Genomic DNA, 14,678 nt, shown 5'->3' on the forward strand with positions numbered 1-14,678 from the left:
ATCGGCACGCGTCGTGGCGCCCATGCAGCTTGCAGCGGCCAAACATGCGACCGGCTCGCGCATCGATTTCGATGCACGACGCAACACCGGCAGCGCTGCCGGACAAAAACAGCAACGAAAGCAGCGAACGAAAGCAGCGAACAAAAAAGCGGTCCGCAAAAAACGCGCGCCGCATGACGCGAGTCATGCGGCGCGGTAGAGCGTGCGGATCAGATCTGGACCATCTCAAAATCTTCCTTGCGGGCTCCGCATTCGGGACAAGTCCAGTTGATTGGAACGTCCTCCCAGCGCGTACCCGGCGCGATGCCCTCTTCGGGCAATCCCGCCTCCTCGTCATAGATCCAGCCGCAGATCAGGCACATCCAGCTTCTATATTCCATACTTATGCCGCGTCGAAATGGTCGATTGAAATTAGGACATGATGGTACCGTGTTGGCGTGTCAATGCCTAGCGAGATGCCCGTTCACGCGTGGCCAAGCCTTCGACCGCCGTACTGGCTCTCTCAAGCGCCGCCGTACCGGAAAAAAGTGCGCAAAGACTGTAGCCTGACGGCGTTAGGCCGCATAATCGAAACATTGAACCATAGTCGAACCACGGTCGAATCATGACCGAGCTGGCCGCCGCCAGTGCACTTCAAGGCGCGGGCGTTCGCGGCCCTTCCGTTCCATTCGTGCAATCAAGAAAACAATGTCCGCTTTTGCCATGACCGGCGACTCCCCACCGATCGTTCTCACCTTCGGCCTGACGGACCCCACAGGCGGTTCGGGGCTTCAAGCCGACGTGCTGACGCTCGCAAGCATGGGCTGCCACGGCGTGACGGTGCTGACGGGCTACGCGGTGCGCGACTCCGCGAGCTGCGACGAAGTCACCGGCATCGATCCCGACGTCGTCGCCACGCAGGCGCGCATGTTGCTGGAGGACATGCCGATCGCCGCGTTCAAGATCGGCGCGGCAACGCGCGCGGAAGTGGTTTCCGCTATCGCTGAAGTGGTGTCCGACTACGACGACGTACCGCTGATCCTCGCGCCGGACTTCACACTAGACGATGAACATGTTTTGTCCGCCGACGAGCTGCGTGAGTCGCTTGCCGACCTGCTCGTGCCGCAAACGACCATGTTGATCGCCGATCACGCCACGTTGTTGCAGCTCGCGCAACCCGACAGCGACGCTGAGGCGCCAACGCTGGATGCCGCGATCTCGCATATCCTGGCGCAAGGTTGCGAATATGTGCTCGCAATGGAAACCGGCACGCATCGCCATGTGAACACGCTGTACAGCGAAGAAGGCCAGGTGCGGCAAGATACGTGGGATCGCGGTGTGCATCGCATCATGGGGCTGACGGATACGCTCGGCGCCGCGGTCGCGGCCTTGCTTGCCAACGGACAGGAACCCGCCGAGGCCGCACGCGAGGCTCAAGAGTATGTGTTCCAGGCGGCGCGCGCCGCGTTCCGTCCGGGCATGGGCGCCTATTTGCCGGACCGGTTCTTCTGGGCGCGCTCGAACGATGCAGACGAAGAAGGCGAGACGTCGTCCCTCCCCGACGACTCGGCGGGACTGCCTGGGGAAGTACGCCATTAGCCCAAAACACTGACCAATCGAGTCGCCGGGAGAACGCATGCCGTACCGACTGCCCCATCTGCACAAGCCCGGCCCGCAAGGCGCGATCCGTATCGGCTGCGCGGGTTGGGGTTTGTCGAGCGCCGTGTCGTCGAGCTTTCCGCATGAAGGCACGCATCTCGAACGCTACGCACACGTGCTGACTTGCGTCGAGATCAATTCGAGCTTCTACAAACCGCATCGCGAATCGACTTACGCGAACTGGGCGCAGAGCGTGCCCGAGTCGTTTCGCTTCTCGGTGAAATTGCCCAAGTCCATTACGCACGACGCGCGGCTCGTCGGCACCGAGGCGCTCCTCGACGAATTCTTGCAAAGCGCGGGGCAACTCGGCGACAAGCTCGGTTGCTGGCTCGTGCAACTGCCGCCCAGTCTGCCCTTCGATCAGGCCACGGCCGAAGCCTTCATCAAGGCGTTGCGTGAGCGCACGAAGTTGCCGATTGCAATCGAGGCGCGGCATCCGTCCTGGTTTACCACCCACACGGCCGCGCTCCTGAAGGCGCATCACATGGCTTATGTCGATGCGGACCCGATCCCCGACGAGTGCGAGATCAAGCATCGCGCGGACACTTCGCTCGTGTATGTGCGGCTGCATGGCTCGCCCGAGCTCTACAAGTCTTCCTACAACTACACCTATCTCGACGACCTCGCGCGCACGCTGCACACGCGCGCGAAGAAAACGCCCGAGGTCTGGTGCATCTTCGACAACACCGCCGAAGGCAATGCGCAACCCAACGCGCTGCATATGATCGAGCGCCTGCGCACCCACCATCGTTAGACCGATTCGTTCACGAGGAGCATTCCCGATGCATCGATCAGCAAGACGAATTGCACGCCTTTTTCAAGCCACGATGTTCGCCTCGCTGATTTACATCGCCCTGCCTGCAAACGCGCAGCAAAGCACGGCGCCGCCCGCCACACCGGCTGGCGACGGCACCTTCCTGCTGACCATCTTCCTCAAGCACGATCAAAGCAAACCGCTTCCGAAGATCAACGAGCAGTTGAAGGAGCAAGGCTTCTTCAAGACGTTTCCGCCGCCGGGAATCGAAGTGGTGTCGTGGTACGTGATGATGGGCGTCGGTCAGGTCGTGACGCTACGCGTGCCGGCCGATCGCCTGCGCGAAGTGAATCGCGCGATCGAAACCACCGCGTGGGGCGGCTATACGACGGAGTTTTATCCGACCTACGACTACAAGGCCGCCGCGCAAAACATGCGCGATCAGATGAACAAGTAACGGTCCGCGTTTGCCACGGACGAAAAAAAACCCGCATTGCTGCGGGTTTTTCTTTGCGGCGTGAGCTTCCTTCGAAACCCACGCCCTGAGGATGAAGCAAGTAACCGGTCGAAGCCGAATTACATGTCCATGCCCATGCCGCCCATGCCGCCGGGCATGCCACCAGGCATGGCCGAGTCTTCCTTCGGCAGTTCCGCGACGGCTGCGTCGGTCGTCAGCAGCAGGCCTGCCACCGATGCCGCGTTTTGCAATGCCGTGCGCGTCACCTTGGTCGGGTCGACGACACCGGCTTCCACCAGGTCACCGTACTCGCCCGTTGCCGCGTTGTAGCCGTAGTTGCCCGTGCCCGCAGCAACAGCCGCCACCACGACGGAAGCTTCTTCGCCGCCGTTCGTGACGATCTGGCGCAGCGGCTCTTCCATCGCACGCAGAACGATGCGGATGCCCGCGTCCTGGTCCGAGTTCAGGCCCTTCACGCCTTCGACAGCCTTGCGAGCGCGGATCAGCGCGACGCCACCGCCGGCCACGATGCCTTCTTCCACAGCCGCACGAGTTGCGTGCAGTGCGTCTTCGACACGTGCCTTCTTTTCCTTCATTTCGACTTCGGTCGCAGCGCCGACCTTGATCACTGCCACGCCGCCAGCCAGCTTGGCCACGCGCTCTTGCAGCTTTTCACGGTCGTAGTCCGACGTTGCTTCCTCGATCTGCGTGCGCACTTGCTTCACGCGCGCTTCGATGCTTGCTGCCTCGCCAGCGCCGTCGATGATCGTCGTGTTTTCCTTGCCCACTTCGATGCGCTTTGCTTGACCCAGTTCAGCCAGCGTAGCCTTTTCGAGCGTCAAGCCGGTTTCTTCCGCGATCACTTGACCACCGGTCAGGATAGCGATGTCTTCCAGCATGGCCTTGCGACGGTCGCCAAAGCCCGGAGCCTTGACGGCAACGGTCTTCAGAATGCCGCGGATGTTGTTCACGACCAGCGTAGCCAGCGCTTCGCCTTCGACGTCTTCAGCGATGATCAGCAGCGGACGGCCAGCCTTCGCGACTTGTTCCAGTACCGGCAGCAGATCGCGGATGTTCGAAACCTTCTTGTCGTGCAGCAGCACGAACGGGTTTTCGAGCAGGGCGACTTGCTTGTCCGGGTTGTTGATGAAGTACGGCGACAGGTAGCCGCGGTCGAACTGCATGCCTTCCACGACGTCCAGCTCGTCTTCCAGCGACTTGCCGTCTTCAACCGTGATCACGCCTTCCTTACCGACCTTGTCCATTGCTTCAGCGATACGGTCGCCGATGGACGTGTCGCTGTTCGCCGAAATCGCGCCGACTTGAGCGATTTCCTTGTTCGTCGTGCAGGGCTTGCTGATCTTGCGCAGTTCTTCGATAGCTGCAGCCACTGCCTTGTCGATACCGCGCTTCAGGTCCATCGGGTTCATGCCCGATGCAACGTACTTCATGCCTTCGCGAACGATGGATTGCGCCAGAACCGTAGCGGTCGTGGTGCCGTCACCGGCGTTGTCGCTGGTCCGGGAAGCCACTTCCTTTACCATTTGCGCGCCCATGTTCTGGAGCTTGTCCTTCAGTTCGATTTCCTTCGCGACCGAGACACCGTCCTTGGTGACCGTCGGGCCGCCGAAGCTGCGCTCGAGCACGACATTGCGGCCCTTCGGACCCAGCGTGACCTTGACCGCGTTGGCCAAAATGTTCACGCCTTCGACCATCTTGGCGCGTGCGGTATCGCCAAAAGTGACTTCTTTAGCTGCCATATTCAAACTCCTTGAGTCGATTCAGTTTGGAGGCTTCGGGCGGCAGGCTCCAATGGAGCGGCTCTGCGGCGAAGCCGAAGTGCAGGAAGGTGCTTACTTGACCAGAACGGCCATGATGTCTTCTTCGCGCATCACGAGCAGTTCTTGCCCGTCGACCTTGACGGTCTGGCCGGCGTACTTGCCGAACAACACGCGGTCGCCCACCTTCACGTCGAGGGCGTTCTGCACACCCTTGTCATCGCGCTTACCCGGGCCGACGGCCAGGATTTCGCCTTGATCCGGCTTTTCGGCTGCAGCTTCGGGGATGATGAGGCCCGAGGCAGTCTTGGTTTCCTGATCCAGACGTTTAACGATGACGCGATCGTGCAAAGGACGAAGATTCATACACACTCCTCTCTTGATTGAGACTGAAAACGCGGGGGAAACCCGCCCGGCAAGCGAAGCTGCCCGAGCGGCAATTTGTTAGCACTCTCGTGCAGTGAGTGCTAATTATATGGACCGAGTTTGACAATTTCAAGGACGGGGACAGACGGGCATTCCCTATTTCGCGTACTTTTGTCTGGACACGGGGAAATTTATGGATTTCGTAAGGTCGATTGGCTGGATTAATGTCGATCCGTCAATTCTGATTTCGCTTAATAAGGGTTTCTACTAGGGTCGGCGAGGCCTAGACTGCATTTCAACGACGAAGCAGTGAAGAGACAAACTCTCCACCCGCAACGTTCCCGAGATCAGTACCTAGGAGGTTCATCATGTTCAAGTCGATCATCCCCGCAATCGCCGTTGCTGCCGTCCTTGCAGTCCCCGCTTTCGCCCAGGCGCAAGAAAACGCGCCGGTGACGCGTGCTGAAGTGAAGGCTCAACTGGTTCAACTGGAACGCGCAGGCTACAACCCGGCCAGCGATCAAACCCAATACCCCGCCAACATTCAGGCCGCGCAAGCACGCCTGAACGCGCAACAAGGCACGGCTGCATCGTCGTTTGGCGGTGTCGGCGAAGGCGCTGCCGCTTCGGGTGCTGCCCGCCGCGCGGCTATCGACCCGAATCCGGTCGACTTCAATCGCCCGTAATCGTCGATTCGCGTAACGAAGCCCGGCACGCACGCCGGGCTTTTGCTTTTTGCGCATCCCGAAGGAAAAGTTTCTGTAAGCCACGGATTCGACGATGTTTTTGGACTACGTTTTTTTCTCGCGCAGTCGGAGGGAACTACAATTTGTGTTTGTTGCATCACAAATTTCGTCTTCGTTGCCTCTCATGCCTATGTCGTCGTCGCTGCGCCTTGCCTTTCTCTCCCTCGGATTTCTCGCCCTTGCCGCCTGTGGCGGACGCGCGGCGACCACGCCAAGCTATCAGCAGGAACTCTTCGACTCCGGTGCGAGCCCGTTCGCGCGCAACTTCGACGCCACCGTGAACGAAACCTGCGAGGCGGCCCGCCGCGCGCTGCTCTCGCAAGGCTTCCTCACGACGATGGCGCAAGCCGATACCGTCGACGCCACCAAGAACTTCCAGCCGTCCACCGAAACGCACGTGGTCGTCTCATTCCATGTGGTCTGCACGCCCGGCGAAAACACGACCAATACGAGCATCGCTTATGTGAACGCGGTGCAGGACGGCTATGCGCTCAAGAAGAGCGATACTTCCGCAAGCGTGGGCTTGAGCGTCTTGGGCTCGCTTTCGCTGCCGATCCGTTCGAACAGCGATGCAATGGTCAAGATTTCCAGCGAAACCGTGCCCGCCGGCAAGTTCTATGACCGATTCTTCGGGCTGATGGGGCACTATCTGAGCACGGTGCCGCGCAGTTCGCCCATCGCATCGGATGAGGTCAAGAGCAAGCCGCTCGCACCGTCGCTGATCGTGAGTTCACCGGATCTCACGCCAACGCCTATCGTCGTACAGGCGCCCGCCGCGGCGGCGACGGCCATCCAGTCATCCGACGCGAAACACGCCGCGTCCGAGGGCGTCGCGGCATCGGCGCCGGTTCAGTGAGATCGAGCGCACGCGTCGTTCCGGGAAACGCTTCGTCGATGCAAGCATCAAGCACGCGGGCAACGGCGGCTGCAGTTGCGTGATCAGCTCACCGCAAACCTCATTCAGCACCCGTCGCCGTTCGCAAAATGTACCCGCGTGGCCTGTGACGCCTCGCTCATCGCGCAGCTAGCCCCCCCCGGACGCATCGAGGCGGCGCGCTCATCACGCGCCGCCTAAAGCTGAAGCTCCGCCTGCCGCCGACGGCGACGCCAATCCGCACGCCACTCCCATCACCCCTCAATTCGGCACACTCACCACGCCGCCATTCACCGAAATCGCGTTCGCGCCGGGGCTCGCCGCGATCGCCGGGAGATTCGCCACCGTCAATTGAGGCGCCGCGCCCGGCGTGCCGCCGCGCGCCACCGTATGCACGACTTGCGACGGCGGCAACGGCGCGTTGTTCTTCAGGTGAGCCCACATCAAATTGAGCGCCTGAAGGTTGTAGTAGTGCACGGGCACGAAGCGCGTATCGAAACCAGCCACGCTCAGGAACGCATCGAAGTGCTGACCGTTCGTGATTTCGTACAGTGAGAGCTGGCTATTGTTGCCTTCCACCACCTTGTTCGCGCCGAGATACGGCCGCGAGGCATGGTTGATCGGCACGAGCGCATCCGACCTTCCCTGCACGATGATCGCCGGCTTGCCACGCAGATTCGCGTTGACGCGAATCGCGTTCACGCTCGCCGTCATCGTCGGATTGCCGTTCGCCCAAAGCGCGCGCAGGCAGGCCGCGCCCGCGAAGCTCGCATCGGGAGTCGCAAGCCGATGATCCGCCGCGCCCGATGTCCCCGCGTTATAGACGAGGTTGATGCCGTTGGTCGGCGGCACGCCATTGCCGTTGCCGAAGACCGTGGGCATCGGCGAAACGAGCGGGTTCACGCCCGCCGCGCCGGTCAGCGCGTTAGTCGTGCCGAAGCTGAAGTTGCACAGGTTGTCGGCGACGCTCGCCAGCATGTAGGCATCGGCGTAAGTCACGGCGACGGCAGGCACGGCCTGCGAGTCCCACATCGGCGCATGTAGCGTGTCGGAGTCGGCTTCGTAGCCCGCCTGATGCAGCTTCGCCAGCGCGTCGTTGGCTTGCGAGAGCGTATCGCCGCCGGCAATGGCGCCGCTCGCCGCGAGCGTCGCGCAGCGTGCGGTGCGAATCGCCACGGTGGTCGCGAGCGGCAGTGCCGTCAGATACGGCGCGCCGACCGCCGCCGTCGCTAGCGCCGCGCATGGCTGAAGCAGGTTCGCGTAGGTCATGTAATCGGCAAGCGGACGCCCGAACGAACCGACGGCCTGGCCGCCTTCGCGCACCGCAACCTGCGCCGGCAGATTCATGTTGATCTGCGGTTCGCCGACGACGACCGCGCTTATCCAGCCATCGGTGTCTTGTTCGGCGGCTGCAAGCGCCGCGCCGCCGCCATTGCTCACCGATGCCGCGATCGTCGTAATGCTGCCCTTCGAGTAGCGCGCGGAATGCGTCGAGCCGTTGACCACGCCATAGGTATCGTTGAGCGCCCAGTACGCGAACTGAATCGCCTGTAACGTATTCTTGCCCCAGTCCTTCTCGGGATTTTGCTGCGAGTGCGCGTGTTTGAAAGCGTAGCGATTCGGATACGCCGAGTTGTAAGCCGAAAGCGCCGATTGGCTCAGGTTCGCCTTGAAGATTGCCGAATTGCCCGCGAAGGTCGCATTGGAAAGCGTGCCGTCGATCAGCGTGACGAGATTGGTCGACAACTCGTGCGCGCCGTTGCCGCTGCCTTTGTCCGTGTACGCAACCGCGCAGCCGCGCTTCAAGCCCCACTCGCCCGCTGCCGAAATCGCGCCATATATGCCGCGCGATCCCGACGATGTCGCCGTCACGATGCAAGGCTGGTCCGGATTGAAACTCGTCGGAATCTGCACGAGCAGGCTGACGTTCTTCGTGCCCGAACCGTCGTCCGAGAAGGCCAGATACTCCTTGCCCGCGATTTTGCCTTCGCCGAGCGTGTCGCCGCCGTTCAGATCGACATTCGGTCCCCAGAAGCGCCCGTAGCCGCCGTTCGCCGACATATCGACGAGCGCACGATAGTTCGAATAGATAGCCAGGCGCCGCAGTTCCGCCGCTGTCGGCGCGGCCGCATTGGCAATTGAAGGCGGCGTCGCCGACGCAAGTCCTGTCTTGCCGAGTCCGGCGGTCAGCAGGTCGTCGGTATTGCCGTCGTAAGTCTGCGTCTTCACCGTTCCCAAGACGAAACTCGGCAAGGTGTTGGACGGGAACTGCGGGCCGTCGTCATCGCCGCCGTGACAGGCGACGAGCGTGGTCGCCGCAAATGCCGCCAGCACGGCGAGCGTCGCCGCGCGTGACAACCCGTGGACTCGTGCGAATCTTTTCATTGTGTGTCTCCGCCATCCGGTCGCTTGTTGTTGATCGACTTCTGCACGTGCCGCATGCACGGCTTTGCCGACAACAAGTATTACGCGCAAACAGCCATCGCGTAATTGCTGAACTTCCCTTAGAGCAAAGAGAAGTCAGAGGATGTCAGAACGACAACGGGCCCCGGCGTGATGCCGGAGCCCGTCGAGTGACCCGCATGAAGCGCCGCCGATGACAGCGCTAAACCGCGCCGCCAGAAACGGCGCAACGGCGTGCTTAGCCTCCGCCGTTCTGAACGCCGAGCGAAATCTTGTTGGAAACCGACTTCACGCCCGGAACGCCCTTGGCCACTTCTTCTGCCTGGGCGATCTGGCCGCCTTCCGGCACGGTGCCCGAGAGCACGACAGCGCCGGAGCGCGCGCGGACGAATACGTTGGACACGTCGAAGCCTTGCGCCTTCGACAACGCACGGCGCACGTCGTAGCCGAGCTTGCGGTCGGTCTTCTTGGTCGCCGATTTCTGAGCCTTGGTCGGCGCGGCCGACGTGGCGTCCGCATCGCTCGCTTCAGCATAAGCGCTCGACGCCACGGCCACGCACACCACCACGCCCAGCGCCTTCAACAGATCGACAGCTTTCATGATTTCTCCTTTTGTTTCGCTTATTGACTTCGCACAGTTACTACTTCACTCGTTGGCACATCAAAACAAACCGAACCGCTTTCGTGCAACAGCCCGGCGGCGGCCCCGAAGGACACGCCGCAGCCTCGAATGCGCCTTCCACCGAGAATGGCTCGATGACAAGACGCTCGATGCGGCCTGATGCTGCAATGCGGTGCTGCGAGAGACTGGCGAAATTAACAAACTGACTACGGCCGGTTACTTGGGGCAAGTGCCCGTCGGCTCGAATATGTGGCCTGCCGTATGGCGGATGCGGAACAGGAAACCGTCGCGCGACACTCCGAAGAGCATGGCGTTCGCCCAATTTACCCACATGCCGGGAAACTGTCCGGCGCATGAGCGGGCTACGACGCGCATGGTTCCCGCCAACTGGCGGCGAACGTCAATTTAGCCCAGCGCGGCCTTAAGCGCAAAACATTTAACGTTGCAAGGAACTGGATGCGGCGTGGCGCAACATCGGCGGCACGAGTGCTGCGGCATGCACACACGCGTGTCACACTCGTGGTTTGCACGGCCGCCGAGCCAACGACTCGCACGCGTGGCATGGCGCAACTCGACGGCATCTTGAATGCGGATGGCTTCAGGTAAGCTCGCGGAAACCTCGAAACTTCCATGCTTATTCAAGTTTGCCGCCGCGATGATTCAACCTCCAGGACACCAACCCGAAGACCCCGCTCACAAAGCCACGGGACGCAAGCCGCAGAGGATCGTCGCGCGCTTCGTCGCGATTTCCTGGCGCGATCTCGCGCTGACCTTCGGTCCGATTCTGCTCGTCAGTATCGCGGCGCTCTATCTTGCCGTGCGGCTGATCCAGCCCGCGCCGCCAAGCACGCTGACGATAGCGGCAGGCCCCAAGGGCAGCTCGTTCTGGAACAGCGCGCAGAAGTACAAGGCAATCCTCGCGCGCAACCGCGTCACGCTCAACGTGCTGGAAACGCAAGGCTCGCTCGACAACCTCACGCGCCTCGAAGATCCAAAATCCGACGTGGATGTCGGTTTCGTGCAAGGCGGCATGACGCCGGACGCGGCGAGCGATCGGCACGCAAACCTGGAATCGCTCGGCAGCGTGTCGTATGTGCCGCTCGCCGTGTTTTATCGTGGCGCGACCGTCACGCGCTTGTCCGAACTGAAGGGCAAGCGGCTTGCCATCGGCGCGGAAGGCAGCGGCACGCGCGCGCTTGCGCTCACGCTTCTGAAGGCGAATGGCATCGAGCCGGGCGGCGATACCGAACTGTTGCCGCTCGCCGGCGACAAGGCCGCGGCCGCGCTCGAAGACGGCACGATCGACGCCGTGTTCCTGACCGGCGATTCCGCGCAACCGCCGACGATGGCCAAGCTCCTGCGCACATCCGGCATCCGTTTCATGGACTTCACTCAAGCCGATGCCTACGCGCGCCGCTTCCCCTATCTCACCGAAATCGAACTGCCGATGGGTGCATTCGATTTCGCCCGCAATCTGCCGCCGCGCGCCGTCCACACCATCGCGCCGACGGCCGAACTGGTGGCGCGCGACAGTCTGCATCCCGCGCTCTCGGATCTTTTGATCGAAGCGGCGCGCGAAGTGCACAGCCGCGCCAACCTGCTGCAGCGCGCAAACGAATTTCCCGCGCCGCTCGTCCACGAATTTCGCATCAGCGACAACGCCGAGCGCTATTACAAGTCGGGCAAGAGCTTTATCTACCGGACGCTGCCGTTCTGGATGGCGAGTCTCGCGGATCGCGTGCTAGTCGTGCTGGTGCCGTTGATCGTCGTGCTCATTCCGGGCTTGCGGCTGGTGCCGGGGCTTTATCGCTGGCGCGTGAAATCGCGTATCTACAAGTGGTATGGCGCGCTCATTGCAATCGAACGGGAAGCGATCAGCGGCCCGGACACCGCGCAGCGCGACGCCCTGATCGACCGGATCGACGCGATCGAATCGGCGGTCAATCGCATGAAAATGCCGCTTGCCTTCGCCGATCAGTTCTACGTGCTGCGCGAACATATCGGCTTCGTGCGCGAACGGCTCGCGCATGCGCCCGTCGCCGAAACGGAGCCGCGCCGTGAACCGGCGCAGGCAGACAGCGAGCCGAGCAGCACGTAATATCGCCAGGTAGGATCGAAAGATGCGAGCGGAATAAAGGCGCGGGTCCACGTAGCAGCCTGCGCGATGCGGTCGGACAATGAATAAGCCCGAAAAGCCGGGCGCGGCAGGATCAAGGGAGAAATCTAGATGAGCGCAGCGCATGCCAACGGCCCTGGCCAGCCGTACTTTTTCTTCGATTTCATATCGCCGTTCTCGTATCTGCTGCTGGAGCAACACGAAAAGTGGCCCGACATGCCGTTCGAGTTCGTGCCGGTGCAGTTGTTGAAGCTGCTCGACCGCTGGGGACAGCCGCACGCGGCGACCATTCCGTCGAAACGCGTGTTTACGTATCGGCATGCGCTCTTTCGCGCCGAGCAGCTTGGCATTCCGTTCAAGATGCCGCCCGCGCATCCGTTCGATCCGCTCAAGGCGCTGCGGCTCGCGGTAATCGCAAAGGGCGATCTCGTCTGCGTGCGCGAAATCTTCCGCTATATCTGGCGCGAAGGACGCGATCCGTCGACGCCAGAAGGCTTTCGCGGCTTGTGCGAGCGGGTCGGCATGCCCGAAGCGGAAACGCGCGTCGAAGACGAAGACATCAAGGCGAAGCTGCGCGAGAACACCGACCGCGCCGTCGCGATGGGCGTCTTTGGCGTGCCGACGTTCGTCGTCAACGACCAGCTCTTCTGGGGCGAAGACACCTTGCCGATGGTGCTTTATGTCGCGCGCTCGCCGAACTGGCTCGATGGCGCCGAAGTGAAACGCATCAGCGCGCTGCCGGTCGCGCCGCGAGACGCGGACTTCAGCTGACGCTTCGCGGCTCGGCGGCTGATGCCACGCATAGCGCATGCGCTATGGCGTTAAAAAGCGGAAAGCGTTTAACCTCGGGTTAAGCTGCGTGACTAATTTGTGAACGGTGATGCATCGGGGCGCGCAAACGCACGCCCCGGCATTCCGCGTTCGTTGCGATCAGCCGCCGTGTCCGTCTTCAAACCGCAGCTTCGCCCATGAACGATCCCGCCGACTCACTCGATATCTGGCTCATCCGCGTCTTGCGCACGCTGCTTCTGGAGCGCAGCGTGACGCAGACCGCGCAGCGGCTGAACCAGACGCAGCCGGCCATCAGCACCGCGCTGCGGCGGCTCCGCGAGATCCTCAACGACCCTATTCTCGTGCGCGGCAAGCAGGGCATGGTGCCGACCGAGTACGGCGAATCGCTGCTTGCGCCGGCGCAGCGCGCTTTGCGCGAAGTCGAATTCGTCGCGACACCGCACGGCGAATTCGATCCCGCGAGTTCGCGTCGCACTTTTCGCCTTGCCGCGCCGGATTATCTGAACGATTTCTTCATGCCGACGCTCGTCGCCGCCTTCCGCGATGCAGCGCCCAACGCGCGGCTTGAAATCGAATCGCTCAATCCGATGCGCGATCACGAACGCGCGCTCGACGAAGGCGAGATCGACGTGATGATGGCCAACTGGACCAAGCCCGAGCCGCGCTTCGAAAAGCAGGACCTTTTCGCCGACGTATTCGTCTGCCTGATGCGCGCGAACCATCCGCTCGCGCGCGAGCCGCTCACGGTCGAGCGCTACGCACTCGCCGCGCATCTCGCGCCGACGCCTTATAGCGGAGCGAAGCGGCATCCGATCGATATCGGCCTGGCGCGCGCGGGCGTGAAGCGGCGCATCGTCGCGACCATTCCGTACTTCGGACTCGTGCCGCAAGTGCTGCTGCAATCCGATCTGATCTTCACCGCACCGCGCCGTTTCGCGCAGCATTACGCGTCCATGCTGCCGCTTGCGGTGCTCGATTCGCCGGTGCCGTTTCCGCGCATCAAGTGCTATCAGCTCTCGCTGCCGCAACCCGATCAGCCGACAGACGTCGCATGGCTGCGCGAAATGATCGCGAGCGTCTCCGAGACGCTTACCGGGCGCAAGAAAAATGCGAGCATCGAAGAACTGCTGAGCCTCGCCGCCAAGTAGTGACGGCGCGGGCGCATCTCCGCTACCATCGGCGAAACAAGAACTATTCTTTCGCGCATGGACGCCCTCGATCGACTCATTCAGCTTGCGCGCCTTTCCGGTGCGCTCGATCTCCGCTGCCTGCTTGCCGGGCCGCTCGAACTCGACCACGCGCCGGGTGCGCCAGGTGAGGCGCTCTATCACGTCGTGCTGGAAGGTGCGTGCACGGTAGAGCGCAAGGGACATGCGAGCGTCGCGTTGAACGCGGGCGATATCTTCATGCTGCCGCGCGCCGATGCACACGTGGTGAGCGTCGGTCCCGTCGATGCCAGCGAGAAAATCGGCGCCATGACTTCGCGCGATAACGGCGCCATCACGGTGCGGACCAATGTGGACGGTCGGGAAGCGGCGCTGGATTTGTTGTGCGGACGCTTTCTGTATGCGCCGCGCGCCCTTCTCATCGACGTGTTGCCCGACTTCGTGCACGTGTCGTTCACGAATGCATCGGCGCCCTATCTCGGGCCGCTCGTCGCGGCCATGCGGCGCGAGGCGGAGGAAGCGCAGCCCGGTGCGCCGTCGATCGTCACGGCGCTCTCCACCGCGCTTTTCACGATGGTGCTGCGTGCATGGCTCACCGAGCAGCCGTCGCTCGCGGGCGTGCTGGGCTTGCTGGCGAACCGGCGTCTGGGCGCGGCGGTGATCGCCATGCTCGAACGGCCTGCCGATCCGTGGACGCTCGAAATGCTGGCGAAGGAAGCGGCGATGTCGCGCGCCACCTTCATGCGCGCGTTCTCGGCGCATTCGGACAGCTCGCCGCTCGCGTTGCTGAGCCACGTTCGCATGCAGCTTGCGAGCACCATGCTCATGCACACGAGGAAAAGCGTCGCGGATGTCGCCGCGGACGTGGGCTATCAGTCCGAGGCGGCTTTCTCGAAGCGATTCAAGGAGTTGTACGGCGTGGCGCCGGGTCGTTTCCGGCAGACGAACGGCCTGAGCTGAATCCGC

General features: G+C 62.3%; 15 protein-coding genes. 10 read left to right on the forward strand and 5 right to left on the reverse strand.

The annotated features are described in order from the left end of the window. Positions 1 to 22: 22 nt before the first annotated feature. On the forward strand, positions 23 to 199 hold the full coding sequence (locus QCE79_RS11320; RefSeq protein ID WP_309844205.1) for a hypothetical protein: 177 nt from the start codon (positions 23 to 25) through the stop codon (positions 197 to 199). A 10-nt stretch (positions 200 to 209) separates the two neighbouring features. Here QCE79_RS11320 and QCE79_RS11325 read toward each other — a convergent pair whose 3' ends face one another. Beyond that, complete coding sequence (locus QCE79_RS11325) at positions 210 to 380, reverse strand: rubredoxin (protein WP_025527884.1); 171 nt, start codon at positions 378 to 380, stop codon at positions 210 to 212. Positions 381 to 702: 322 nt separating this feature from the next. On the opposite strand from QCE79_RS11325, the gene QCE79_RS11330 reads away from it, so the two are divergent. The 3 genes from QCE79_RS11330 (at position 703) to QCE79_RS11340 (ending at position 2,849) form a co-directional block, all read left to right on the forward strand. Then, positions 703 to 1,578 (forward strand): hydroxymethylpyrimidine/phosphomethylpyrimidine kinase, encoded by an 876-nt coding sequence (locus QCE79_RS11330; RefSeq protein WP_309845291.1) that lies wholly within the window; start codon positions 703 to 705, stop codon positions 1,576 to 1,578. Between the two features lie 37 nt (positions 1,579 to 1,615). Continuing rightward, positions 1,616 to 2,392, forward strand: coding sequence for a DUF72 domain-containing protein (locus tag QCE79_RS11335; protein ID WP_244826116.1), 777 nt, complete (start codon positions 1,616 to 1,618; stop codon positions 2,390 to 2,392). Positions 2,393 to 2,465: 73 nt separating this feature from the next. Next, entirely contained in the window at positions 2,466 to 2,849 is a 384-nt protein-coding gene (locus QCE79_RS11340) for a hypothetical protein (protein ID WP_404989364.1), read from the forward strand. Between the two features lie 119 nt (positions 2,850 to 2,968). Here the strand turns inward: QCE79_RS11340 and groL are convergent, their stop codons facing one another. Then, complete coding sequence (gene groL, locus QCE79_RS11345; RefSeq protein ID WP_244826118.1) at positions 2,969 to 4,609, reverse strand: chaperonin GroEL; 1,641 nt, start codon at positions 4,607 to 4,609, stop codon at positions 2,969 to 2,971. A 93-nt stretch (positions 4,610 to 4,702) separates the two neighbouring features. Continuing rightward, the gene (locus tag QCE79_RS11350) at positions 4,703 to 4,993 is read right to left on the reverse strand and encodes a co-chaperone GroES (RefSeq protein ID WP_244826120.1); all 291 of its coding nucleotides are present in this window, start codon (positions 4,991 to 4,993) and stop codon (positions 4,703 to 4,705) included. A 368-nt stretch (positions 4,994 to 5,361) separates the two neighbouring features. On the opposite strand from QCE79_RS11350, the gene QCE79_RS11355 reads away from it, so the two are divergent. Together QCE79_RS11355 and QCE79_RS11360 are read left to right on the forward strand one after the other, a co-directional pair. Further along, a complete protein-coding gene (locus QCE79_RS11355) occupies positions 5,362 to 5,679 on the forward strand; it encodes a DUF4148 domain-containing protein (RefSeq protein WP_244826121.1) in 318 nt (105 codons plus the stop codon). A gap of 184 nt (positions 5,680 to 5,863) precedes the next feature. Next, positions 5,864 to 6,595 (forward strand): DUF2242 domain-containing protein, encoded by a 732-nt coding sequence (locus tag QCE79_RS11360; RefSeq protein ID WP_250465479.1) that lies wholly within the window; start codon positions 5,864 to 5,866, stop codon positions 6,593 to 6,595. 279 nt (positions 6,596 to 6,874) lie between these two features. On the opposite strand, the gene QCE79_RS11365 is transcribed toward QCE79_RS11360, so the two are convergent. After that, the gene (locus tag QCE79_RS11365; RefSeq protein WP_309844210.1) at positions 6,875 to 8,998 is read right to left on the reverse strand and encodes a D-(-)-3-hydroxybutyrate oligomer hydrolase; all 2,124 of its coding nucleotides are present in this window, start codon (positions 8,996 to 8,998) and stop codon (positions 6,875 to 6,877) included. A gap of 256 nt (positions 8,999 to 9,254) precedes the next feature. Further along, positions 9,255 to 9,617 carry a BON domain-containing protein gene (locus QCE79_RS11370; protein ID WP_309844213.1) on the reverse strand — a complete coding sequence of 121 codons (363 nt, stop codon included), beginning with the start codon at positions 9,615 to 9,617 and terminating at the stop codon, positions 9,255 to 9,257. A gap of 676 nt (positions 9,618 to 10,293) precedes the next feature. Between QCE79_RS11370 and QCE79_RS11375 the strand changes: the two genes are divergently transcribed. From QCE79_RS11375 to QCE79_RS11390, 4 genes are all read left to right on the forward strand, one after another. After that, positions 10,294 to 11,736 carry a TAXI family TRAP transporter solute-binding subunit gene (locus QCE79_RS11375; protein WP_309844215.1) on the forward strand — a complete coding sequence of 481 codons (1,443 nt, stop codon included), beginning with the start codon at positions 10,294 to 10,296 and terminating at the stop codon, positions 11,734 to 11,736. Between the two features lie 129 nt (positions 11,737 to 11,865). After that, positions 11,866 to 12,525, forward strand: a complete 660-nt coding sequence (locus tag QCE79_RS11380) for a 2-hydroxychromene-2-carboxylate isomerase (protein WP_244826128.1) — start codon at positions 11,866 to 11,868, stop codon at positions 12,523 to 12,525. 197 nt (positions 12,526 to 12,722) lie between these two features. Next, positions 12,723 to 13,694: a LysR family transcriptional regulator gene (locus tag QCE79_RS11385; RefSeq protein ID WP_244826130.1), complete on the forward strand. Its 972-nt coding sequence runs from the start codon at positions 12,723 to 12,725 to the stop codon at positions 13,692 to 13,694. Positions 13,695 to 13,751: 57 nt separating this feature from the next. Then, positions 13,752 to 14,672: an AraC family transcriptional regulator gene (locus QCE79_RS11390; RefSeq protein WP_244826132.1), complete on the forward strand. Its 921-nt coding sequence runs from the start codon at positions 13,752 to 13,754 to the stop codon at positions 14,670 to 14,672. Positions 14,673 to 14,678 lie beyond the last annotated feature (6 nt).

Source organism: Caballeronia sp. LZ003 (assembly GCF_031451465.1).
GTDB lineage: Bacteria > Pseudomonadota > Gammaproteobacteria > Burkholderiales > Burkholderiaceae > Caballeronia.